Annotated in this window: 18 protein-coding genes; 10 read left to right on the top strand and 8 right to left on the bottom strand. The window is 43.2% G+C overall.

Annotation, left to right across the window (positions count from 1 at the left end):
• Nucleotides 1-7: 7 nt before the first annotated feature.
• Together AAG747_RS10740 and AAG747_RS10735 are read right to left on the bottom strand one after the other, a co-directional pair.
• On the bottom strand, nt 8-625 hold the full coding sequence (locus AAG747_RS10740) for an NUDIX hydrolase (protein ID WP_346821166.1): 618 nt from the start codon (nt 623-625) through the stop codon (nt 8-10).
• A 93-nt stretch (nt 626-718) separates the two neighbouring features.
• A complete protein-coding gene (locus AAG747_RS10735; RefSeq protein ID WP_346821165.1) occupies nt 719-1,258 on the bottom strand; it encodes a 5-formyltetrahydrofolate cyclo-ligase in 540 nt (179 codons plus the stop codon).
• Between the two features lie 76 nt (nt 1,259-1,334).
• Between AAG747_RS10735 and AAG747_RS10730 the strand changes: the two genes are divergently transcribed.
• Nucleotides 1,335-2,255 (top strand): SMP-30/gluconolactonase/LRE family protein, encoded by a 921-nt coding sequence (locus AAG747_RS10730; RefSeq protein WP_346821164.1) that lies wholly within the window; start codon nt 1,335-1,337, stop codon nt 2,253-2,255.
• Nucleotides 2,256-2,316: 61 nt separating this feature from the next.
• Here the strand turns inward: AAG747_RS10730 and AAG747_RS10725 are convergent, their stop codons facing one another.
• Both AAG747_RS10725 and AAG747_RS10720 read right to left on the bottom strand, forming a co-directional pair.
• Nucleotides 2,317-3,969, bottom strand: coding sequence for a UxaA family hydrolase (locus tag AAG747_RS10725; protein ID WP_346821163.1), 1,653 nt, complete (start codon nt 3,967-3,969; stop codon nt 2,317-2,319).
• A gap of 250 nt (nt 3,970-4,219) precedes the next feature.
• Entirely contained in the window at nt 4,220-4,864 is a 645-nt protein-coding gene (locus tag AAG747_RS10720; RefSeq protein ID WP_346821162.1) for a hypothetical protein, read from the bottom strand.
• A gap of 334 nt (nt 4,865-5,198) precedes the next feature.
• Between AAG747_RS10720 and AAG747_RS10715 the strand changes: the two genes are divergently transcribed.
• Nucleotides 5,199-5,420, top strand: coding sequence for a hypothetical protein (locus AAG747_RS10715; protein ID WP_346821161.1), 222 nt, complete (start codon nt 5,199-5,201; stop codon nt 5,418-5,420).
• A 173-nt stretch (nt 5,421-5,593) separates the two neighbouring features.
• Nucleotides 5,594-7,420: a MutS-related protein gene (locus AAG747_RS10710; protein ID WP_346821160.1), complete on the top strand. Its 1,827-nt coding sequence runs from the start codon at nt 5,594-5,596 to the stop codon at nt 7,418-7,420.
• A gap of 14 nt (nt 7,421-7,434) precedes the next feature.
• Here AAG747_RS10710 and AAG747_RS10705 read toward each other — a convergent pair whose 3' ends face one another.
• The 3 genes from AAG747_RS10705 to AAG747_RS10695 form a co-directional block, all read right to left on the bottom strand.
• Entirely contained in the window at nt 7,435-8,145 is a 711-nt protein-coding gene (locus tag AAG747_RS10705) for an anaerobic ribonucleoside-triphosphate reductase activating protein (RefSeq protein ID WP_346821159.1), read from the bottom strand.
• A gap of 129 nt (nt 8,146-8,274) precedes the next feature.
• Nucleotides 8,275-10,425 (bottom strand): ribonucleoside triphosphate reductase, encoded by a 2,151-nt coding sequence (locus AAG747_RS10700; protein WP_346821158.1) that lies wholly within the window; start codon nt 10,423-10,425, stop codon nt 8,275-8,277.
• 283 nt (nt 10,426-10,708) lie between these two features.
• Entirely contained in the window at nt 10,709-12,019 is a 1,311-nt protein-coding gene (locus AAG747_RS10695) for a D-alanyl-D-alanine carboxypeptidase/D-alanyl-D-alanine-endopeptidase (RefSeq protein WP_346821157.1), read from the bottom strand.
• 227 nt (nt 12,020-12,246) lie between these two features.
• Between AAG747_RS10695 and AAG747_RS10690 the strand changes: the two genes are divergently transcribed.
• Both AAG747_RS10690 and AAG747_RS10685 read left to right on the top strand, forming a co-directional pair.
• Nucleotides 12,247-13,677: a M14 family zinc carboxypeptidase gene (locus AAG747_RS10690; RefSeq protein ID WP_346821156.1), complete on the top strand. Its 1,431-nt coding sequence runs from the start codon at nt 12,247-12,249 to the stop codon at nt 13,675-13,677.
• Nucleotides 13,678-13,813: 136 nt separating this feature from the next.
• Nucleotides 13,814-15,526, top strand: coding sequence for a PNGase F N-terminal domain-containing protein (locus AAG747_RS10685; protein WP_346821155.1), 1,713 nt, complete (start codon nt 13,814-13,816; stop codon nt 15,524-15,526).
• A gap of 97 nt (nt 15,527-15,623) precedes the next feature.
• Here the strand turns inward: AAG747_RS10685 and AAG747_RS10680 are convergent, their stop codons facing one another.
• Nucleotides 15,624-16,991 (bottom strand): TrpB-like pyridoxal phosphate-dependent enzyme, encoded by a 1,368-nt coding sequence (locus tag AAG747_RS10680; RefSeq protein WP_346821154.1) that lies wholly within the window; start codon nt 16,989-16,991, stop codon nt 15,624-15,626.
• 573 nt (nt 16,992-17,564) lie between these two features.
• Here AAG747_RS10680 and AAG747_RS10675 point away from each other — a divergent pair.
• The 5 genes from AAG747_RS10675 (at nt 17,565) to AAG747_RS10655 (ending at nt 24,510) form a co-directional block, all read left to right on the top strand.
• Complete coding sequence (locus tag AAG747_RS10675; RefSeq protein ID WP_346821153.1) at nt 17,565-18,737, top strand: sensor histidine kinase; 1,173 nt, start codon at nt 17,565-17,567, stop codon at nt 18,735-18,737.
• A 197-nt stretch (nt 18,738-18,934) separates the two neighbouring features.
• Nucleotides 18,935-19,402: a response regulator gene (locus AAG747_RS10670; RefSeq protein WP_346821152.1), complete on the top strand. Its 468-nt coding sequence runs from the start codon at nt 18,935-18,937 to the stop codon at nt 19,400-19,402.
• A 201-nt stretch (nt 19,403-19,603) separates the two neighbouring features.
• Nucleotides 19,604-21,214, top strand: coding sequence for a sensor histidine kinase (locus tag AAG747_RS10665; RefSeq protein WP_346821151.1), 1,611 nt, complete (start codon nt 19,604-19,606; stop codon nt 21,212-21,214).
• A 137-nt stretch (nt 21,215-21,351) separates the two neighbouring features.
• Entirely contained in the window at nt 21,352-22,419 is a 1,068-nt protein-coding gene (locus AAG747_RS10660; RefSeq protein ID WP_346821150.1) for a response regulator, read from the top strand.
• A 573-nt stretch (nt 22,420-22,992) separates the two neighbouring features.
• Entirely contained in the window at nt 22,993-24,510 is a 1,518-nt protein-coding gene (locus AAG747_RS10655; protein WP_346821149.1) for a MoxR family ATPase, read from the top strand.
• Nucleotides 24,511-24,821 lie beyond the last annotated feature (311 nt).

The raw sequence follows: 24,821 nt of genomic DNA, 5'->3' as shown, positions 1-24,821 counted from the left end.
CTCTTATTTAATCCAGCAGTACCTCTTTTTCAGGGTTTTCCAAATAGTCAAACATGGTCAGGATCTGGCTATGCGTATTCCGTTCCTCAGAAAGAGGCGGTAAGTCCTCCTTGCCGAAAAAGCCTACATCCAAGGTCTCAATACTGGTTTTCAGCTCACCTCCGATAATCTCACAACGGATGAACAATTTATACGCATGATAAGGGTCCGGTGGATGAGGGTGTTTGTGCTTATCAAATACGGCCAGCAACCTTCCCGATTTCACTTCCAGCCCGGCTTCTTCCCATACCTCTTTTTCCGCTACTTCCCTGGGAGAATAATTGATGTCGGCCCAACCACCGGGTAAAGACCATTTACCGTCAGCCGCCTCTTTTACCATTAAAATTTTCCGCTCTTTAAATACCACTCCCCGTACATCCGTTTTGGGAGTTTGGTATCCCTTTTCGAAGGCAAACAACTCCCCTACCTTCTGCATCTCTTCCCCACTGTAATGACTCATCATCTTCACAGAAATATCTCGAAGCTCTTCATAGCGTTCCCGGTCATATTCTCCTTCGGTAAAGGTGAGGCCATTTTGGGCAATTGCTTGTAGTCGTTTGGCTACTTCCAACCATTTTAAACTCATAAATACAGATCCTTTGGGTTGTATTGTCAAAAATAATAGAATAATCAGGAAAAAGAGAGCAGATCAACGGGAATCAAGATTCATTAACAATGCTCAACCCAGTATGATTTTGTCGAGAGGCACATCATGCGCTTCTACGGGAAGTGCATCCACTAACTGAAAGTCAAAGCCCACTCCTACTTTCAAACTACCGGGATGCTCTTTTAAAAAGACATCGTAATAGCCGGCTCCGTAGCCTATCCGGTGATGATATTGGTCAAAAGCCAAGCCAGGCACTACAATCAGGTCATACGCACCGGTATACTCCATTTCTTTTTCGGGATATAAAGTTCCAAACTTCCCCTCCACCATGCCTTGCGTATCTTCCAAAAGCAAATGTTTTAACTTCAATTTCCCAAGCGTTTTAGGGATCACCACTTTTACCCCGTTGGTCAAGGCCTGTTCCACCAACAACCAAGTGTTCACTTCGTTTCCAATAGGCAAAAAGGTATGAACTACCTCAAAGTCATTTGTGGCTATTATTTGCCAGAGCTGTTCGACAATGCGTTGAGAGCGGAGGGTTATTTCCTCTTGACTAAGTGATGCCCGGTTTGCTAACAACTCTTTCCGAATCAATTGTTTGTCCTTTGCCATGGATTATTATTTTTTTTATTAGAAATTGCCAAATCAAATCTGAATTTCACAACCAAAATAACGGTATCAGTTTCGTATGAAAAAATTAATTATCCTTTTTACCGGTTTGGCCTTAGCTTGCCAAACACCTAAAGAACAAAAGAAACAAGAAGAAACGAAAGAACAGACTATGGATTCCAAGGATTTTACTTCACCCGTCTTTACCGGAGGCATCGAAGGCCCTGCAGTCGCCAAAGACGGAATATTGTATTTGGTCAATTTCGAACAAGAAGGTACCATCGGGCAAGTTCAACCTAACGGACAAGCCGGATTGTTTGTCACCTTACCCGAAGGTTCGATCGGTAACGGTATCCGGTTTAACCGAGAAGGAGCGATGTTTGTCGCCGACTATCCACAACACAATGTATTAAAAATTGACCCGGAAACCAGAGCCATAGAGGTGTTTGCCCACAATGATTCCATGAACCAACCCAATGACTTGGCCATTATGGACAACGGAATTCTATTTGCCTCCGACCCCAACTGGCAAGCTTCTACCGGGCAACTATGGCGCATCTCACCGGAAGGGGAAACCACATTACTTGAAGCCAACATGGGTACTACCAATGGCATTGAAGTGAGTTCTGACAACCGTACTTTGTATGTCAATGAAAGTATACAACGCAACGTATGGGCATATGATTTGGATGAAGAAGGCAAGGTGTCCAACAAACGTCTTTTTCACAAATTTTCCGACTTTGGTATGGATGGAATGCGCTGTGATGAAAAGGGGAATTTATACGTTTGTCGTTACGATAAAGGAACCGTTGCAATTTTATCTCCGGAAGGAAAACTTATTCAAGAAATCCAACTGAAAGGAAAAAAACCTTCCAATATTGCTTTTGGAGGCAAAGAGGGAAAAACGTGTTACATCACTTTACAAGACCGGAAGCTGGTAGAGACCTTTGAAGGTTTGAGTGCGGGAAGAGCCTGGAAGCTTTGGCATTCTGCAAACTAAAAAAAAGACCTTCCAGGTTTTCGAAAACCTGGAAGGTCTTTTTTTCATGCCTCATCTTTTTTTATAAAGACACTCCACGCTTCCAGGGAATAAAGTCATCTTGCCCTAATTGCATGGCTTTGGTACTGATTTCACCACTGGCCACTTTTATACAATATTCCAACAGTCTCTCTCCCATTTCTTGTATCGTTTCTTCCCCGGTAATGATGCTTCCGGTACTCACATCAATGATGTCCGGCATCCGTTCAGCCAAGCGGGTATTGCTAGCCACTTTAATTACCGGGGTCACCGGATTCCCTGTAGGAGTTCCCAATCCGGTAGTAAATAAAATCAGGTTGGCCCAACTGCCGGCCAATCCGGTAGTGGATTCCACATCGTTTCCGGGAGTGCATAATAAACTCAGTCCCGGTTGGGTAGCAGGCTCGGTATAGTCCAGCACATCGGTCACCGGGCTGGTACCGCCTTTTTTGGCAGCTCCGGCCGATTTAATCGCATCGGTAATTAAGCCGTCCTTAATATTGCCGGGAGAAGGGTTCATATCAAATCCCGATCCGACTGCCTCCGCTTTGGCGGCATACGCACCCTGGATTGAACGGAATTTATTGGCCAGCGCTTCCGAAGTACACCGGTTAATCAATTCTTGTTCAACTCCACACAACTCGGGAAATTCTGATAAAATCACAGTCCCTCCCAAAGTAGAAAGCAAGTCGGAGACATACCCTAAAGCAGGATTTGCCGAAATCCCGGAGAAACCGTCCGAACCTCCGCACTCCAAGCCAATCGTCAATTTGTTGAGAGGCGCGGGCTGCCGTATAATCTCATTGGCCTGAATCAAGCCCACAAACGTTTTTTTAATAGCTTCGGTGACTAACTTTTCCTCCGAACCGATTTCCTGTTGTTCAAAGATGTAAATGGGTTTGCTGAAGTCAGGATCTCTCTTCTCGATTTCCTTTTTCAAAATATCTACCTGTGCATGTTGGCACCCTAAGCTCAATACCGTGACCCCTGCTACATTAGGATGGGTAATATACCCTGCCAACAAACTGCAAAGTGTGTCCGAATCTTCCCGGGTACCTCCGCAGCCTCCTTCGTGATTTAAAAATTTAATACCGTCTACATTCGGAAAAATGCGTTGTGCCATATCGGATTCTTCTTCTACCAACAACTCTTCCGCGAGGATTTCGTCCGTGGACTTGCCGGATTGATACATTTCCACCAGCTTTCGTGAGTGTTGTTGGTACTTGGCACCTTTGGCATAGCCCAACTCTTTTAACAGCGCTTCTTTGATGAAATTAAGGTTTCTGTTTTCACAAAATACCATAGGCACCATCAACCAATAATTGGCTGTCCCCACTTTTCCATCCGGACGATGGTATCCTTGAAAAGTCCGGCCCTGAAACCTGGAGATATCCGGAGTTTGCCAACTGACCTGCTCTGTTTTTCCCGTAAACTCAGCCGCAGCATGTTTCACATTGTTGATGGTAAGGCAATCTCCCTTTTCAATTACCTGAGTTGCTTTTCCTACCAAAATCCCATACATGATCACCGGGTCTCCTACCTGATACGTTTTGCCTGCAAATTTATGTTTGACAGGCACATCGTTCTTGAGCAAGTAAACCTGCCCTTCGAATTCAATACGCTCTCCTTTTTTCAAATCTGTTAACGCTACAATGGCATCGTCAGACGGATGTACTTTCAGAACTTTATTTTTCATTTTGCTTCTGTATTTACGGTGGATCCAATCAGATAAAAGCTCAATACATACACTTCCTGAATCGAACAATTATCCGTTCGCAAATTTACGATTATTCACAGGAAAGCGGGTATTACTCAAGAGGTTAGCTTGATATACCTCTTCCCACAAAGACCAAAAATGTGAGTTTTCTCGCGCATCTCAACAACAAACGTTTGCAAAAGCATTCGTTGACAAACAAAAAAGCCCGGCTGTTTTAGCCAGGCTTCCTTTAGCGTTCTTCCGTTTCCCAAATTTTTCCTTCCCGCGAATCGTATTTTAATTTCGGTTTTTTCTTTTTGAGATGATTCGGTTTTTCCAATGTATCGGGACTGTAACGTTTTGGCGCTCTCATAAACAAGCGTAATTTCCATTGTTTCTTCCGGTAAGAATTGCGAATCCGCCCACCGGAATACCGGGCAATTTTTCGATTCATATTAGGCCCGCGCTTTCGGAACAAATCCCCCCGGAACAAAGCCATACCTCTTCCCTTTTGCCTGTAGGCTCCCCGTCTGGAGGAATGCCCTCTGAAATTACTGATGCTTCGTTGAATACTGCGATTACGTGCCCGGAGTTTGGCGATGGAGTACCCCCCTTTAAACTTCCGCCCGGATTGTTGAAACGAAGACCGTCTTCGCAAACTCGACATCCAAACATCCCCGGAATAATCGGCTATCCTACGAGCTTGTTTGCGTTTATTCCGGCGAGTCTTATGTTTCACTTTGTGTAATGGCTTAGCCATTCTATCTGCGTTGGCATAACTTCTATGACTTTTGGGCCGGGTCTTATGCAGCTTTTTGTCAGGATGGTTCATCCGCATCCCTTTGCTTTTGCTTTGTGCCAAGGTGCCTGAGGGGCTTACAAGCAAACCGGCCATTATCATTGCGATCGCGCAAAAGGCTCTTCTATGTATATGATATATTGTTAACTGCACTTTCAAAATCTATCACTAATAAGTTTAGAGGTTCCTTTATTTTAGATATTGAGGGGGCTAAAATCCAAAAAATTGACCCTTCCTTTCAAAAAATTACTTACTTACATAACCCGCCTCCGACTAAATTATTGACTCCATCATTGTATTCCTGGCAGTCACCCACTCCAACCGGAAAGATTATTTCTGCAAAAATATCCCCCCTGTCTTTTTATAAAAATGAACTCCGGTACGACTGCATCAATATAATAGGAAATGAAATGGTTTACACCTATAGTTTTTGACCGAAGATGGAATCAAAATCGGCTCATCAAGGCACTTTTTGAAAAAAATAGCCAACGCTATTGTTGCAAAAAGTAAGACAGAGGAGGCGTTTTTGAAACATTTTTCAGGAAAAAGAAAAAGTTTAATTCACTTCAATCACAGAAATATACAAATATCCATGGCAAACGGATATTTTTCCATGCTTTCTCATTTTCCTGAAGTATTTTTAGGAGCATAATTTAATTCCAGGCAACTTTTCAATACTAAAAAAACTGAATAAGCCTGTTTAATTTGAATCGAAGTAATTGAAAGTGTAGCAACTTACCCTTCGAGAGTAAGAGGCTCTTTTCCGGCATGAAATACCAATGCCTAAAATACTTCTTTTAATTTTTGAGAAATTTGAAAAAAGGAATGAACCCAAATACAGCACTCGATTTTTTTACAAAAAATATAGACCAGTACCAGGGACTTTTTACTACGGCTCAGGCACAATACAACCGCCTGTCAGTGTTGCGTACCCTGTGGTTTTTAGCCATCGGTATCGGCATTGTATATTTTGCCAATGAGCGACAAGCTGCCTTAATGTTTACTTGCTTGTTTGTGGGCGCCTTGGTATTTATTTTAATGATCAAACGTCACCGGAAAATTGGTGAAAGCCGGGATGTTTATCAAAACTTATTGCAGATTAACCAGGAAGAAAAACACCGGTGCAACTTTCAGTTTGAGCTTCTAGCTGCCAAAGGGGAAGCTTTTGACAAAGAACAGCACCCCTACACCGGTGATCTGGATATTTTTGGTAAGTATTCCCTTTTCCAATACCTCAACCGGGCTACCACTTTACCCGGACAAGCAACCTTGGCCAGTTGGCTTAAACATGCAGCCAGTTCGCAGGAAATTACTGCCCGGCAAAAAGCGATAAAAGAGTTGGCCGACAACATCCACTGGTGCCAGGAGGTACAAGCAAGCGGGCGATCTTCTACATTAAATGATGCCGGTGATTTACCCAAGCTATACGCCTGGACTAGCACTTCCGAAGGGGTTTTTCAAAAGCCTGCCTTAAAGGTGATGGCCAAACTTTTACCCTTTGCCCTTCTTATCAGTGTAGGATTGGCCTATTGGGAATATGTACCTAATATTTTGCCCGTCACATTTTTTCTGATTCAGTCATTGTTGCTAGGCAAAAATTTTAAAACGGTTTCTCAAACCCTGGAAGAAACCAGCCAAAGCATTCAAGTTCTAAAGGTATTTGAAAAAACCATCCGGAAAATTGAAAATCAATCCTTCCAAGCTCCTTGGCTACAGGAGCAACAAGCAAAACTGAGTTCTAAGAAATATCTTGTTTCTGCCGAAATCAAGCGGTTAGCTACCTTACTGGAACGTTTGGAGTACCGGCAAAACCCTTGGTTTTTTGTTTTTGTGAATTGGGTCACTTTGTTTGAAGTCCATATGATGATCGGTTTGGAAAAGTGGAAAGCCCGACACCAATCCCATATCCAGGACTGGATAGAAGTAGTGGGAAATATCGAAGCGGCCTTAAGTTTAGCCGGCTACTGTTTTTCCAACCCTGAAAATGCCTTTCCTGAAATAGAAAATCAGGAAGCCCCTTTCATATACCAAACCGAAGCATTGGGGCATCCTCTCATCAATACCGGAGAGCGGGTGGTTAACGACTGCGAAATCAGTGGAAAAGGAAAATGTATTTTAATCACCGGATCCAACATGTCCGGGAAAAGTACCTTTTTAAGAACCTTAGGGATCAATGCCGTACTTGCCTTTACCGGAGCTCCGGTTTGTGCCAAGCGGCTACGGCTTTCTCCTTTTCAGGTGTTTACCAGTATGCGTACCAAAGACTCCCTGCACGATCATGTATCCTCGTTTTATGCCGAACTTCAACGTATTCAACAATTATTAAGTCAGATCAAGCAAGGAGAACCTGTTTTTTATCTGTTGGACGAGTTGCTAAAAGGTACCAACTCGAAAGACCGGCACCAGGGAATCAAGGCATTGACCCGGCAACTGCTTCAAGCTCAAGCCACCGGTTGTATTTCTACCCACGACCTTGAATTAGTAGGAATGGAAAAGCATTTTCCCGAACACTTAATCAATTATAGTTTCAACAGTTCGCTACAAAACGGAAAGCTACACTTCGATTATCACCTTCACAAAGGCCCATGCTTTAGCTTTAGCGCCAGCGCATTGATGAAGGAAATCGGGATAGAATTAGACGTGGAGGAGTAATACAAGTTGTTTCATTAACGCACTAACACCTGATTCACTTTATCGCAAATCAAGCCGGCAAAAGAATTCATTTCTTCTATGGTATAAGGGGTGAATTTACGGAAATCGACATTCAACGCATCCTCAGGGGCATACTGTTGTAAACAGTACAAACGTGCCCCTTCAATTTCTTCGGCAATGTTGACAACATCTTCAGGTTCATGGCATTCTCTGATCAGGGTACTGCGAAACTCATAAGGAATATTCTGCTGTAGCAACAAATCTTTACTTTCCAATATATTCGCCATCATATTGGGAGAAAGACGGACTCCGGCAATACGCTGGTAATCTTCCAAGATGAGTGGGGCCTTCAGGTCCATCGCCACATAATCCAATAACTTTCTTTCTAACAAACTTTCCAACCTCTTGTAATTGGTACCGTTAGTATCCAGCTTCACAGCCAGGCCCATGGTTTTAAGCCGTTCAATAAATTCCGGCAAGTCTTTTTGTACGGTAGGCTCCCCTCCTGTCACCACCACTCCTTCTACCAAGCCCTTATTCCTACACAAAAAAGAAAAAAATGCCTTTTCTGTTATCGGCTGAACCCGGTCAAAGCATTCCGGTAACACCAGATCCGGATTATGACAATACGGACAGCGGAAATTACAACCTTGTGTAAAAACAATGGCGGCCAGTTTTCCCGGAAAATCTGTCAAGGTTTGTTTAATTAATCCTCCTATTACCATGAGTCTGTAGTTAACTTTCCTCTCTATCTTAAAAAAACAGGTGAATGAGTGCCTATTGAAAAACCTGTTCGTTGTTGCATGTTTCAACCCGGAAACACTCATTCACCCAATCTTGATTTCCCCGGTCAATCAGATGAGTGTAGCGGCCTCTTCCCGAAATCGCAAGTCGTACAGTTTCCGTTGGTCAAACTCCGCCTTTTTCCCATCGTTCCATTGCTTTACCGGGCGCAGATATCCCACAATTCTGGAAAATACTTCACATTCCGTATGCAGTCCCTTTTCTTTACATTTTGGGCATTCGCGATGCTCGCCATACAAATACCCATGTTCTGAACAAATACTAAAAGTAGGAGTCACCGTGATATAGGGTAAATGGAAATGATGCGTAATCTTCCGGATCATCCGTTTGACCGCATCCTGTGGCACTTGTTTCTCTCCGATAAATGTATGGAAGACCGTACCTCCGGTGTATTTTACTTGCAAAGAATCCTGCAGACGCAGCGCCTCCCATAAATCTTCGGTATAATAGACAGGCAAATGCGTGGAATTCGTATAATACGGCTCGGCACCCCGGGAAACGGCTTGTTCATTGGCCACAAGAATGCCCGGGTACTGCTTTTTGTCCAGTCGCGCCAAACGATACGAAGTTCCTTCGGCCGGAGTCGCTTCCAGGTTATAATAATTACCCGTAGTTCCCTGAAATTCACTGAGTTTTCCCCGCATATGATCCAGCACTTTTCCGGCAAATTGATGCCCCTCCTTTTCTATCAGGTTAACCCCCATAAAATTCAAACAACATTCGTTCATACCAATCAGCCCAATGGTAGAAAAGTGATTGTCCCAATAGTGTCCATTCGTTTCCTTAAGATGGCGCAGATAAAAACGGGAATAGGGGAATAGGCCTTTTTCGGTCAGATTTTCAATTACCTTGCGCTTGGTTTCCAGACTATCTTTCGCCAGTTCCATCAGCTTGTCCAGTCTTTGGAAAAATTCTTCTTCCGTTTTGGCTTCATAGCCCAGCCTCGGCAAATTGATGGTGACCACTCCTACGGACCCGGTCAAGGGATTTGCACCGAAAAGTCCACCGCCCCGTTTTTGCAACTCACGTTTGTCCAGGCGCAGTCGACAACACATACTTCGCACATCGTCCGGTTGCATATCCGAATTCACAAAATTGGAAAAATAAGGAATCCCGTATTTGGCCGTAATTTCCCAAATCGCTTGGTATTTAGGATTGTCCCAGTCAAAATCTTTGGTAATGTTATAAGTAGGAATCGGAAACGAGAACACCCTGCCTTTGGCGTCTCCTTCCATCATCACTTCCGCAAAAGCTTTGTTAAAGAGGTCCATTTCTTGTTGAAAGTCTTCATAGGTTTCCTTCTGCATTTCCCCTCCGATAATTACCGCCTGGGTTTTCATAAACTCAGGAACCTGCAAATCCATGGTGATATTGGTAAAGGGCGTTTGGAAACCCACCCTGGTAGGCACATTGATATTAAACAGAAACTCCTGTAAGGCTTGCTTTACTTCCGGGTAAGACAAACCATCGTAGCGGATAAAAGGGGCCAAATATGTATCAAAATTGGAAAATGCCTGAGCCCCGGCCGCTTCCCCTTGCAGCGTATAAAAGAAATTGACGATTTGACCTAATGCAGAACGGAAATGACGTGCCGGAGAACTTTCCAATTTTCCTTCCACTCCCTTGAACCCGGAAAGTAACACTTCTTGCAGATCCCACCCGACACAATATACGCTCAAACAGCCCAGATCGTGAAGGTGGAGGCTACCCGATTTGTGCATTTGAGCGACTTCCTTCGAATAAATTTTATTCAGCCAATATTGTGAACTGACCATGGTGGAAATATGCTGATTCAATCCCTGTAAAGAATAGGAGGAATTGGCACTCTCCCGAACACGCCAATCTTCCAAATCCAAGTACCGGTCTATCAATTCAATATTGGAAAACAACTCTTTTGTGTTCCGCAGGTTTTCATGTTGTTTACGATAGAGGATATACGCCTTCATCACATCAAACAAGCTGGCGGCAAACAAAGAGCGTTCAACAAGATCCTGAACGTCTTCTACCGTAGGTGTTCCTTTTGTAAAATCAATTTGTTCCAGCACTTTTCCGGTCAACTCCCCGGCTAAACGGCTGTTTTCTTGCCCCACCGCGACCAAGGCCTTCCGAATGGCAAGAGTAATTTTTTGAGCTTGAAAATTTTCCAAAAGCCCATTTCTTTTGCGAATAGTTTGCTTTGCTAAAGTTTGTTCCCGGAGCATATACGGAGGGTTTTAGTGGTTTGAAATAAGCCTGTATTTACTCCGAATATTAGCTAAAAAATCAGTCTTTTGAAATGAGCAAAATCAACGTTGGAAAGTGATTTGGAAAGGCAAAAGTATGAGAACACGCATTGGAAAGAAAGAGAGACAATATCTTGAATTTGAAATGCTGAATTACGAGTAAAACCGACAGTCCCATCTTCTGTTTTTTTTCATTTGAACCAGGGCTAGAGTATTTATGCATACATCACATGGAAGAGTATCAAATTACCGATCAAGGATTTTAATACCTCATTCTTAGCCCCCAAAGTATTTTTTCCATTTCTTTTTTAACGTTTGTGGTTGGCACGGTATAATGATTAAACATCATACTGAAAATCAGCACCTTTCCCTTACGGGTCAACAGATACCCGCTAAGACAGTGGTTATTGCGCAAAGTTCCGGTTTTAGCAAAGACGAACGGCTCGTTAGAATCGTACCAGTATTTAAGCGTTCCGTTGCGGCCTCCTGCCGGAAGCATATCAAAAAGTCGCTCTTGAGGTACCTCCTTATGAATTTTTCGCAATAGGTCTACGATACTGCGTGGGGTAAACAAATTGTACCGGGATAAGCCTGAGCCATCCTCCCATATAGGAGGAGCCGATAGATCCCCCAGAAAATTTTCCGTCACATACCCGATGGCTTTTTTAGAATCCAGCGTATCACCCAACATGGCCGAACACATCAACATTATTTGTTCAGCGTAAAAATTATCGCTTGGTTGCAGCATATGTTTGTACAGTGAATCCGCCGGAAGACTTCTCAAAATTTTAGCCGGGGGCAACTCCTTTTCTTGATAGGAAGATATAGGAAAGTGTAAGGTGTCTTTCAACAAACGGAGCATCAAATTTGTGTCGTAGCGAAATGGCAGGGATTCTTCGCTTTGCATAACGTCCAGCTCAGGTTGATACACAAAACGGTTGTGATGTTCGGCTCTCCGGATGGTCAAATACTCTCCTTTTGCATCATAACCGCTATCTAATAATGTTTCGAAATAATGAGGTTCTACCACAGGCTTGTGTTGTGTTCCGTTCAAGTGTATCCAAACATTATTTCCATAAATGGGAAAACTGGCCTTTTCCGTAGAAAAATAATACGGATAATCGTCCCATGCCCACCCGGGACCTAACCGTTGATCTCGCATGGGAATGTCTGCATAGAATACTTTTTTTCCCTTTTGTGAACAAAGAAACTGCAAAGCCAGGGAATCGGGGAGTTTTTTATGTAACAAGGTGGGGTTTCCGGTTCCCCAAAAGATCAAAGAATCTCCCTGTTCGGCATATTTTAAGGCCGGTAGCGAATCGCCTAACATCTTCCATCCGGCATAAAATGTAAACAATTTGGTATTGGAAGCTGGGGTAAAATAGCGGTCGGCATTTTTTTCTATCAAATACTTGTCGGCTTGAGGGTCGTACACCACCATACCGCTAAAGCAGCGAAGGCGCTTGTCCAGTTTCTCTAAATGTGAGGCTACTTGGTATTTGGATAGTTTTTGACTGGGGGCACAAGCCACAAGTAGTACCCACACCATTGCTATGAAAAACCGTAATATCATATCTGAGTCATTGCTAAAATTAGAATTCCCAAAAGGCATCGTATTCTCGAAAGTGAATACCTCCTTTCAATTTCCCTAAGAAATCCTGCTTTGAATTTCTAAACCTTTTTCTTGATTTCAAAATAATTGAATCAGGTAAATTTTGAAATCCCCATAGGATTATCTTTCTTTCCGTCCCCCTTTCACAAGGATGATGTTGGAGAATACACAAATTAACTTTACCGACTATGGCAAAAGGATCAGCAGCACAGGATTTCAGCGATGCACTGTTAGAAGTCTATTCCAAGTATAAAGAACCCAGTTTACACTTTCAGCGAGTAAGGCACCGGGACGTGGTTCCCTTGCTACAACAATTCGCTCAAAACCCATTGTTTGACCTGAGAGAAATCGGAAAATCCGTACAAGGCAGGGAAATCTATTCCGTCACGGTTGGAAAAGGGCCTGTCAATGTATTGATGTGGTCGCAGATGCATGGCAATGAAGCAACTGCCACCATGGCCTTGTTTGATATGTTTCATTTTTTTAAAGATGAAGAAGCTTTTCCGGAATTCAAAAAAGCTTTGTTGGAAAAAGTGACGTTAACGTTCATCCCTATGCTCAACCCCGACGGAGCGGAAGTACATGAACGAAGAAATGCTTTGGGCATCGATTTAAACAGGGATGCTTTGCACTTACAAGCTCCCGAATCCCGTCTTCTCAAGCAAATGCGCGACAAGCTCGATGCCGATTTCGGGTTTAACTTGCACGATCAGAACTCCCTTTGGTCAGCCGGAAAAAGTAACCAGCCCGCTTCGGTTTCCTTTTTGGCTACGGCTTTTAATGAGGCCAAAGAAATCAACGAAGTACGGGAAAAATCAATGAAATTAATTATCTCATTGAACCGGATATTGCAAAAATATATCCCCGGGCGGATCGGTAAATTCAATGATGATTTTGAACCAAGGGCCTTTGGTGACAATATTCAAAAATGGGGTACCAGCCTGGTGCTGATCGAATCGGGAGGCAACCGAAAAGACCCCGAACGGCAAGAGGTGCGTAAAATGAATTTTGTGGCTATTTTGTCCGCTTTGAAAGCCATCATCGAAGAGGATTATTTGCAAAATAAGTTGGAGGATTACTATGCCATTCCTAACAATGAAGAGTCCCTATTCCACTTGCTTATCCGCAATGCCACGGTCAATAAGGAAGACGGATCGTATACAATGGACATTGGAATCAATCATGAATCGGATCATGAAGCTGAAGAACTCCCTCTCAAGTTTACGGCCAGTATTGAAGACCTGGGAGATTTATCCACGTTTTACGGCTATGAAGAAATAGATGCAAGCGGTATGACAGTTGTTCCCGGCAAAGTATACCCCCGTCCGCTACACAGTTGGAAAGAAGCCCAGCAAATCGACTTTAATGAATTACTGAAGGCCGGTTATCTTTTTGTAAAAGTACATCAGCTGGAAAGGGATAAATCGTTTACCAACGTCCCGATCAACTGGATAGCCTATCAAAGACCGCTTCCTCCCATAGACATCACCTTGGGCAGTACGGCCAACTTTTTACTAGTGAAACAAGGCAGTCCTTGTTATGCCATTGTCAACGGCTTTATCTATGATTTGACTCAAGGGAGAAATGAAATTCTCAATGGAGTGATTTATAAAGGTTGAAGATTGAAGGAATGGAGGATTGAGGGAACGGAGGATAAGAGGGAATGACGTTTAATTTCTCTTATCCTCCTTTTTAATGCATCTGAACTTCTATTTTTGCAATGGACTTCTAATTCCTATAATCAAATCAATTAACATGAAAAACTATCTATTTCTCTTTCTATTCACCTGGACTTTTGCCTATGGAGCGGTTGCCAAAGCAAAAGAGAAATCAGGAACAATCAAGTACAAAGTAGTGGTCAATGGGGAAGAAAGGTCGCGTTATGGCTACACGGAACTCCATTATCATCAAAATGTGGTAAAAATCCAAAAGGTGCGAAGCGGGAACGCCCAGCAAATTCCTACCACTCCCGATGAAGCTACTTATATCGACTTAACCCAGGAAAAAATCTTTGACCTGGCCATTCTCAATACCGGTAACCGGTTTCATACGGCCAGTGCAATTGCCGATTTGCCCGAAGTTGAGATCACCGAAGAGACGCAGGAAATATTGGGATACACTTGCAAAAAAGCTACCTTACTTCTGTTTTCCAATCGTATTGATTTGTGGTTCACCACCGAAACCGGCCTGAGAGGAACCCCTTATCCTCAAGGTGGCCTCACAGAGGGCGTAGTGCTGAAAATGGTACGCAATGGCAGCTACGAATTGGTGGCGGATGCAATTGAATTTATCAAGCCTAAGAAAATGCCTGCGCTTTTGCCGGAAAACCTGGGAGAAGAAGTGGACAAAGTTCAATACCGGGCACGCATTGTAGACAACTATGTAACGACCGTCAATGTGTTTGACCGGGAGCAAATCAGCTGGGGCAATGAAATCAATAACCCCGAAGGAGATGTAAGTGGAGAAACCTACCACTTTGCCGGAGGAACGGTGATTTTGAAGAAAGTGAAATTACCGGAGGTCACCGATGATTATTCGGTATTTGCCAAAATAGTTCAATACTCTAATGGGGATGCCTACGACCGCACAGGGTCTGTGTTTATGATCCCTACCGATAAAAAGCTTTCTTTTTTGGAAGGCTTGAAAAACGGAGCCAAGTCGCTTCCCAAATACCTTGATACGCAAGGCAAAGAATACCAAGGAGTCATCGTAACGGACGAGTATACTCCGGCTTTGGAATTAGTGCGCTTTTTCACTCCATTCGGTATCCGCCATTTCAATGAAAAACGCAAAGTGGCTGAGGTAAACTGGGAAGATTCTACGGTGTACAAACAGGACATTTCTTATTTGCTGCCGGAATTACAGGGAGAAGCCTGGATTGGAGCCTTTATTGGCAACTACGATAAAGGAGGCCATATTCTAAGTTTGGATTTGAAATATTACCCGGGAAGCTCTGTGGTACGCGAACAAACGAAAAAATATTGGGTACAACCTATCTTCAATACCTTGAACCTGATGGAAATGGCCGGACAGGAATACGGAACCATGTTTGACGGAGATTCCTTAAAAGTTACTTTTAACGTTCCTGAGGGCGTTAAAAACGTACGTCTACAATATATATCTACTGGCCATGGCGGCTGGGGTGGTGGCGATGAGTTCAATCAAAAATCCAACGAACTCTTTATAGACGGCCAAAAAGTGTTTACCCATATCCCTTGGCGGTCTGACTGTGCTGCCTTCCGGAAATACAACCCGGCTTCGGGGAATTTCTGGAACGGGATTTCCTCTTCCGATTTAAGCCGTTCCGGTTGGTGCCCGGGTTCCGCCACCAATCCGGTAACGATTCCTTTATTCGATATGGAAGCGGGTACACATCAATTGCAAGTGGCCATTCCGTTAGGACAAAGAGAAGGGAGTAGTTTCAGTGCCTGGAATATTTCAGGGGTATTGGTAGGAGAGTATGAATAAACTTCAGCGATAAAAAGCAAAAGCCATCCGGAGTCACAAAACCCGGATGGCTTTTTTATTTATTTCATCTCTAAAAAACTTATTTTACTACCCTCATTTATTTGATTTCAGGAGTATCCAACGTTTTCAGATTTGCCCGCAATTCGTCATCGGTAAAGTGATGATCTTGCAATTTGCCATCAAAGTAGTCGGCATAAGCTTGCATATCAAAGTTGCCATGTCCACATAAGTTAAACAAAATGGTTCTGGACTTTCCTTCCTCTTTTGCTTGATTCGCTTCTCGAATAGCCGAAGCAATGGCATGGGTTGCCTCCGGTGCCGGGATGATGCCCTCGGCTTTGGCAAAGGTGATACCGGCTTCAAAGCACTCCAATTGGTGTAATGCCTGCGCTTCAATCAAGTCATCTTTTAACAACTGACTTACGACAGCTCCGGCACCATGATAGCGTAAGCCTCCGGCATGTACCGGGGCAGGCACAAAATTATGCCCTAAGGTGTACATTGGAATCAACGGAGTCATTCCTACCATATCGCCAAAATCGTAACGGAAGTCCCCTTTGGTCAATTTAGGACAAGAAGCAGGCTCACTGGCCAAACAACGGACGTTCTTACCTTCCAACAAATTGTAGCGCAAGAACGGGAAAGCCAGTCCGGCAAAATTCGACCCGCCCCCAAACGGTGCAATCACTACATCGGGAAAATCTCCGGCTTTTTCCATTTGCTTTACGGCCTCCAGGCCGATAATGGTTTGGTGCATCAATACGTGGTTGAGTACACTTCCCAAAGCATATTTGGTATCGCCATTGGTGGCCGCCCGTTCTACCGCTTCGGAAATGGCAATCCCCAAGCTTCCCGGAGAGTCGGGGTTATCTGCCAACACTTTTCTTCCGGCCTCGGTCAGGTCGGTGGGTGAAGGATGCACTTTTGCTCCCCAAGAGTTCATCATCACTTTGCGATAAGGCTTGTGGTGATAGCTGATTTTTACCATATATACCTCTAAATCGATGTCGAAAAGGTTACAAGCAAAACTCAGGGCACTTCCCCATTGTCCGGCTCCGGTTTCGGTAGTAATCCGTTTGACGCCTTCTTGTTTGTTGTAATATGCTTGAGGTACAGCGGTATTCGGTTTGTGAGAGCCTGAAGGACTGGTACCTTCAAACTTATAATAGATCTTCGCAGGGGTGTCCAGCTTTTTCTCCAGGTTATATGCCCGGATCATAGGAGTAGGTCGCCAGATTTTATACACGTCCCGGACTTCCTCAGGAATATCAATCCAGGCTTCTTTGGAAACTTCCTGTTTGATCAATTCCATAGGAAACAAAGGCGCTAAGTCCTCCGGTCCGATCGGTTGTTGGGTACCAGGGTGCAGGGGCGGCAACAATGGATTTGGCATATCCGCCTGGATATTATACCATTGTTCTGGAATTTCATTCTCATTCAATAAAATCTTTCGTACTTTACTCATAAGCTTTATGTAAATTATGTTAGTTAATCCCTTGAAGTTAAGAAGAATTTCGCTAAAAAAATTCGCCTTTATTAAAAAAAACGAAAGATTCATTTGCCAAACCCAAAAAGGAAATTACAGGCGCTGAGGGTGAGAAAAGTTTTGTTTGAAAGGCTGTGGTAAAGGTGATTGGAACCTGAGAAAGCATTACTTTTGAAGTGTAGTGAATAAGTGCGATGACGAATACCCGAACCAAAAGCCCAAAACGGCTTCACGCCATTGTTTTCATTCTTTATAAAAAGAAAATCAATACTATAGAAAACTGCTATTTACCTTTTCTCCCTCAGGCTTTTTAGTCACATACTCCCTATTTCACTTTGTCCCTCTTTCATCCGTCAAAACTTCTCATGATATGGATGACAGATCGCAACCTATGTTAGGTATTTGTTAAAGGTTATTGATTAACTTTGCCTGCTTGAAAGTGCACAGGATAATTTTTCCAGCTATAAAAAATTTCCGACAATATACTTTAGATTTTATTTCTACTCTAATTTTAGGAGTAGTTACATATTCAGCAAATAACCGGCTAGCAACATGAAAGAGCAAACTCCCCTTGACGTCTTCGAAAATGCCCAGGTATTTAAGGCTATTTTTGAAAATTCCAATGAAGGGTTATTCATCTCGGATGCCAACGGACAGATTGTATTTGCCAACCAGAGTGCTACCAAAATGTTTGGCTATACCCGGGAAGAACTCATTGGGAGTTCGATTGAATTATTGATCCCATCCCGGTTTCACAAAGCGCATATCACCCACCGTAAAGAGTATATGAAATGCCCGGCACCTCGTCCTATGGGCATGGGCCGGGACTTATTTGCTGTCCGGAAAGACAATAGTGAATTTCCGATAGAGGTGAGTTTAAGTCAAGTAGACATTAAGGAAGAAACCTTTACCCTGGCATTTGTCATTGATATTACGACCCGCAAAAAAGCGGAAAGCGCTTTAAAAGCCAGCCAGAAAAAGCTAAAAGAATACACCTTACGGCTGGAACGAAGTAACCGGGAGCTGGAGGATTTTGCCTATGTTTCTTCGCATGATTTGCAAGAACCGCTTCGAAAAATACAGACCTTCGGTGACCGTATTCAACATAAAGACGGGGGGAAACTTAGTGAAACCAGTCAGGACTATCTAAGCCGTATGCTGAACTCGGCCAGCCGTATGCAGAAGTTGATCAATGACCTGTTGGCCTTTTCCCGGGTCACGTCCAAAGCCCGGCCCTTTGAAATCACCGACCTGAATGAAGTACTGAGTGGGGTATTGATGGACTTGGAAGTAGCCATTGAAAAAAGCAATGCAATCATAGAAACCACTGTACTTCCGGATATTAAAGCCGATGAACTACAAATACGGCAGTTGTTTCAAAACCTGGTCAGTAATGCCATCAAATTTCAAAAGCCCGGAATCACGCCACGGGTAAAAATAACCGGAGAACTCCTGACCATTGATCAGGACCAAGCCATACGCATTGTGGTGGAAGACAACGGGATTGGCTTTGATGAAAAGTATTTGGACAGGATTTTTAACATCTTTCAACGCCTGGAAGGAAGAAAATACGAAGGCTCCGGTATAGGCTTGTCCATTTGCAAGAAAATAGCCTTGCGCCATGGCGGGGACATCACCGCCCAAAGTACTCCGGGAGAAGGCAGTAAATTCATCACCACTTTGTTAGTCAGTCCGGACCAAGCAAAGTATCAAAATCCATTGTAAATACTTTATACATTAATTATATTATACCTAATACACAGGAAAGGTTTGAAAATAACCCTTCCAAATGATTCGGTCATTCAGTCCATATATCTATCGTGGTGTAGGCCGAGGCATATGATGATTACACATTCAAGGATCCGGAAAGGATCCAAGAGGTGTTGCACTATTAACAAGTTGACTACAATTGCTTTACTATCATGACACAAAAAAACTATATCCCAGTTTCCATTGTATATGCCGATGACGACCCGGAAGACCGTATGTTGGCCAAAGATGCATTGGAAGAGAGCCGGATCCTCAATCCGGTAAATTTTGTAGAGGATGGGGAAGAACTTATGGAATATTTGCAAAACAAGGGGAAATACCAGGACAGGAAAAAGTACCCCACCCCTGCCCTTATTTTATTGGATTTGAACATGCCAAAGAAAAACGGTATTGATGTACTGAAGGAGATGAAAAAAGATGATAAGCTCAAGAAAATCCCTGTAGTAGTCCTTACCACTTCCTCAGACAGAGAAGACATCCAACAAACGTATGAACTTGGTGTCAGCTCGTTTATTACCAAACCTGTTACTTTTGACGGTCTGGTAGAAATAATGAAAACCCTGGGGAAATATTGGTTCGAAGTAGTGGCATTGCCCGAAACCAAACAATTGCATTCTTGAACCATAACCGGCATTTTCGAGGATGTTTCTTTGGAACGCTGAAAGCTCCAATACTTTGAGAGAAGTATCAGGTAGTACTTTCTCACATGGCTTTTATATGGGTGGCATACTACACGTCATTTTCCGGGGAGAAATTTCAATAACAGAAACATTTGCTCCCTAACAAGGGCGGGGAACTCCTAAATTATAATTCAGCTAACAATGAAAGAGAAATCAATCATCAAAATATTACTTATAGAGGATGACGAAGACGATTATATCATCACTCGGGACATCCTCGATGAAATTACCTATCAAAAATATGCGATAGATTGGATTTCTGACTACCATCAAGCCACCGAACTGATCGGGAAAAAAGAGCATGATGTCTACCTGGTAGATTACCGTTTTGGAGCGCATAATGGATTGGAAATTATCCGGAAATCCATTGAAGGCGGTTCTGACTTGCCCTTTATCCTGCTCACGGGACAAGGCGATTTGGAAATTGACCGACAAGCAATGCGGATTGGGGCTACGGATTATCTGGTGAAAGGAAAAATTGATGCTTCTATTCTGGAGCGCTCTATCCGGCACAGTATGGAAATCACCAAAAATATCCGGAAGATCAACACCCTGAATCAAGACTTAGAGCAAAGAGTACAAGAAAGAACCCGGCAATTACAACAAACCAATGAAAACCTGCAAAAGGAAATTGAAGTAAGGCGCAAAACGGAAAAAGCTTTACGCCAATCGCAAAAACTCTACAGCACAATTGCTCATAACTTTCCCAAAGGAGCGATTGCCGTTTTGGATACGGACTTGAACATCATCTTTATTGACGGAAAAGAACTAGAAAACCTGGGTTTTTCCAGACAAGAACTGAAAGACAAATGTTTTGTGGATATCTTTTATCAGTCGGCCCATTTAAGCCCTCAAGAGAAAGCAAATGTTACCCAGCAATTCCAACGCATCTTTAAAAACGAACAAGTAAAGCTGGAATTCACTTATAACCTCCACCAGTTTGAGGTCAATGGGGTTCCTTTATACGACTTGGAAGGCAAAGTAGAACAAGTGTTGGTAGTAGCCAACAATATTACCGAGCAAAAGAAAGCGGAAGAAGACATCCGGAATGCTTTACAAAAAGAAAAAGAGCTCAATGAACTCAAATCCCGCTTTGTATCCATGGCCTCTCATGAATTCCGGACTCCATTAAGCACAATCATGTCATCGGTTTCGCTGATATCCCGCTATACCGGCTCAGAGCATGGTGAGAAGCGCCTCAAACATATCAACCGGGTCAAATCCAATGTCAACCATCTCACCCAAATCCTCAACGATTTTCTGTCCATCAGTAAACTGGAAGAAGGCAAAATGGAACTCCATCCGGCTTGTTTTCAGATCGAGGAGCTCTGCGGTGAGATCACTGAAGATATGCAAGCGGTGGCAAAAAGAGGACAACAGATTGCTTATTCCCACCCAACCAATGGACTGGAAATTTGCCTCGACCGGCAGATTTTGAAAAACATCCTGATCAACTTACTTTCCAATGCCATCAAATACTCTCCGGAAGACAAAAAAATTGATTTTGTTTCCACCCTGGAAAAACAGCAATTAGTCATCCGTATTTCGGACAAAGGCATTGGCATTCCCGAAGAAGAACAACAACATCTTTTCAGTCGTTTTTTCCGGGCTGAGAATGCAATCAATATCCAAGGGACTGGATTGGGGCTTCACATTGTTAAAAAATATGTAGACATGTTGGGTGGAAGTATTTCATACCAAAGCAAATTGAACCAAGGCACTACCTTTATGGTAACGCTTCCTTGTCAATAATGCCGGCAAACAAAGGGATTTGCTCCCTTATCAAGGCTCCTTTCCTTAAATAAGGTTTTAGTTTTATAAATTTACATTCAATCGACATATGGCCTGATTTGCCGGTCAACTTTGGGCAAATCATTAATCCGAATCGTATGGAAGCTAAGAAAAAGATATTATTGATAGAAGATAACCCGGAAATGCGGGAAAATACGGCAGAAATCCTCGAACTCTCCAACTTTGAAGTGATTACGGCTGAAAATGGAAAAGTGGGGGTAGAATCCGCCAAAAAAGTAAAACCGGATTTGATCATCTGTGACATTATGATGCCGGAATTGGATGGTTTTGGCGTCTTATTTATTTTGAGCAAAGAACCCGAAACCGCCAGTATTCCCTTTATTTTTCTCACTGCCAAGGCCGAAAAAACTGACTTTCGCAAAGGGATGAACCTGGGAGCCGATGATTACCTCACCAAACCGTTTGACGATGTAGAGCTTCTGGATGCCATTGAAAGCCGCTTACGCAAAAGTGATATTTTAAAAAATACGTATTCTAAAAGTAAGGAAGGCTTTGATTCCTTTTTGCAAGATGCCCAAAGCCAAACGGGCATGGAAGAGCTGGCCAAAGACCGCAAACAACGCCATTATAAAAAGCGGGATATTATCTTCTACGAAGGGGATTATGCCAATGCCATGTACTTTGTCAATCAGGGGAAGGTCAAAACCTATAAAACCAATGACGATGGCAAAGAATACATCACCGGAATTCACAACGAAGGGGACTTTATGGGCTACATCGCTCTTTTGGAAAACAGCGAACATCCCGAATCGGCCATGGCCATGGAAGATTGTGAGTTGAGCATCATTCCCAAATCAGATTTCTTTACCTTGCTGGAATCCAACCGGGACATTGCCAATAAATTTATCAAAATGCTATCCAATGAAGTGATGGCCAACGAACAAAAACTATTAAAGCTCGCTTACAGCTCAGTAAGACAAAGAGTGGCTGAAGCCTTGTTGTACATCAGCTCCCGTGAAAACCCGGACAACAAACCGGACTTTAAAATGTATATCACCCGGGACGACCTGGCAAAAATTGTGGGTACGGCCAAAGAAACGCTGATCCGTACTTTGTCAGATTTTAAAGATGAAAAACTGATTGAAATCAGCGGGCGGGGAATTACCATTATCAACCAAGAAAAACTGGAACGATTGAATATCTGACGGTTACGCTCTAATATTTAACCATCCGGATACATTATATACAACCCCAAAGCACTTTTCTAACAGCGTGTTTTGGGGTTTCTTCATTTTGTTTTTTTAGTCAAACACCATGGTTTCTATAAACTTTTCCATACATTTAAGTAGCTGAAATGCAAAGTAGCTAACTTTATCAAACAGGTGTTCCGGTAAAAATTTTCCCGGCAAAATACCACCCTAATCCATTGAAAAATGATACATCACAAGCGAAAAAACATCTCTCCCGAGTAGTATACTGCTACTCATAAAAGGAAACAGGAAATGGTATTTTTTAGATTTGAAAAATAAGCGCGCAATGGGTAGCATGGCGGCATTCATCTCCGGTACATTTCCTGTGCTTAAGGAGAGCCGTCTATTTTGCATTTTGCAAATTTTTATTGAAGTTGTAAAAGGTTGTCATGGGGTTGGTAAAAGTTCGCAAATCCGCCTGCCTTCAAGTAAACACACACTGAAAGCATGGATTTACTGCCCTAAGAAAAACACTACAATTACTCAAATGTTTCTTCTACTATAGTTGCCCACAAAACTGTAAACTAAATGAATTACGCTGAATTGAGATCGACTGTTCACACCTTAGGCCAACTCAAGAAGACGGGCTACCGGTCAAAGCCCATCAAGCAAGAGTTAAGGGATAATTTAATTTATAAATTGCAGCAAAATAAGGAAGTATTTTCAGGAATTTTCGGCTTTGAAGATACGGTCATTCCCGATTTGCAAAGAGCTATTTTATCCAAGCACGATATTAATTTGTTAGGCCTTCGCGGTCAGGCTAAAACCCGGCTGGCCCGTATGATGACCCAATTGCTGGATGAATACATTCCTGTGATTGAAGGCTCCGAGCTTAACGATGACCCTTTACAACCTTTGTCGCGGTATGGCAGGGACTTGGTGGAGGAAAAAGGCGATGAAACTCCGGTGAGCTGGCTCCACAGGGACGAGCGCTATACCGAAAAGCTCGCCACTCCGGATGTGTCCGTAGCGGACCTGATCGGAGATGTGGACCCTATCAAAGCGGCAAGTTTAAAACTTCCCTATTCCGATGAGCGGGTCATTCACTATGGCTTAATCCCCCGTTCCAACCGTTGCTTATTCGTTATCAATGAGTTACCCGACTTGCAAGCCCGCATACAGGTAGCTTTGTTCAATATTTTGCAAGAAGGCGATATTCAAATCCGGGGGTTCAAATTGCGCCTTCCCTTGGACATTCAGTTTATTTTCACTGCCAACCCCGAAGATTATACCAACCGGGGCAGTATTGTCACCCCGCTTAAAGACCGGATCGACAGCCAGATCATTACCCACTACCCTCAAAGTATTGAAATCGGAAAAAGGATCACCGGACAGGAAGCCGAATTGCACCCAGAACAAACACAACGGGTAAGTGCCAATGAGCTGGCCAAAGACCTGATCGAGCAAATTGCCTTCGAAGCCAGAAATAGTGAGTACATTGATGAAAAAAGCGGTGTGTCGGCACGGCTTACCATCACGGCCTACGAAAACCTGATCAGTGCCGCAGAACGCAGGGCTCTGGTGAATGGAGAGGCTTCAACGCATGTACGGGTATCGGACTTTTGGGGAGTGATTCCCGCCATCACCGGAAAGGTGGAACTCGTCTACGAGGGGGAACAAGAGGGGGCCGGCATAGTGGCCCAAAACCTGATCGGCAAGGCCATTCGCACACAGTTTGCCAATTATTTTCCCAATCCCGAACAGGAAAAGAAGAGCAAATCCAATAGTTATAAAACCATTATCGATTGGTTTGGCGATGGCGAAAAAATTGATTTGCTCAATGATGCCTCTAACCAAGAGTACCGGAATATTATATCAAAGGTGCCGGGACTCGCGGAATTGATCCGGAAAAAATTTCCTAACTACCCGGAAGAAGAGCAATATTTCCTGATGGAGTTTGCCTTACATGGTTTAGCCGAATATTCACTGCTAAGCAAAAGTGTACTGGAAGCCAAAGTCGAGTTCAAAGACCTGTTGAGTAGCATGTTTTCCATGCCAAAAGATTTTGAAGACAATGACGAGGACGAAGATGACGATTGGCGTTAAATAATTCATACAAACGGTGGGTATCGTGAGAGCATGTTTAAAATTCGTTTTTGCTATTACAAGATGAAATTTAAACATGCTTTACCGGTATCTTCACATGAAGAGCTCCACCGAACCAACCTGCATCCGGAACTTCATACCCTCAACGCGGACACTATTACAATCGCTATTTTCACCTCCCCCAATCCGTGATTGCCTCTCAGCGTTTGAGGCAATTTTAATCGGGCATACTCCCTACCTTTTATTAGGCAATTACATTTAGGAAAACCTTTGCTACATTTGAGGGATACTACCAATATTTAAGGTATTTA

The organism is Rapidithrix thailandica (genome assembly GCF_039710355.1).
In the GTDB taxonomy this organism is placed as follows: domain Bacteria; phylum Bacteroidota; class Bacteroidia; order Cytophagales; family Flammeovirgaceae; genus Rapidithrix; species Rapidithrix thailandica.
Note: the sequence above shows the minus strand (reverse complement) of the source record. Positions and strands in the feature narration are given on the sequence as shown.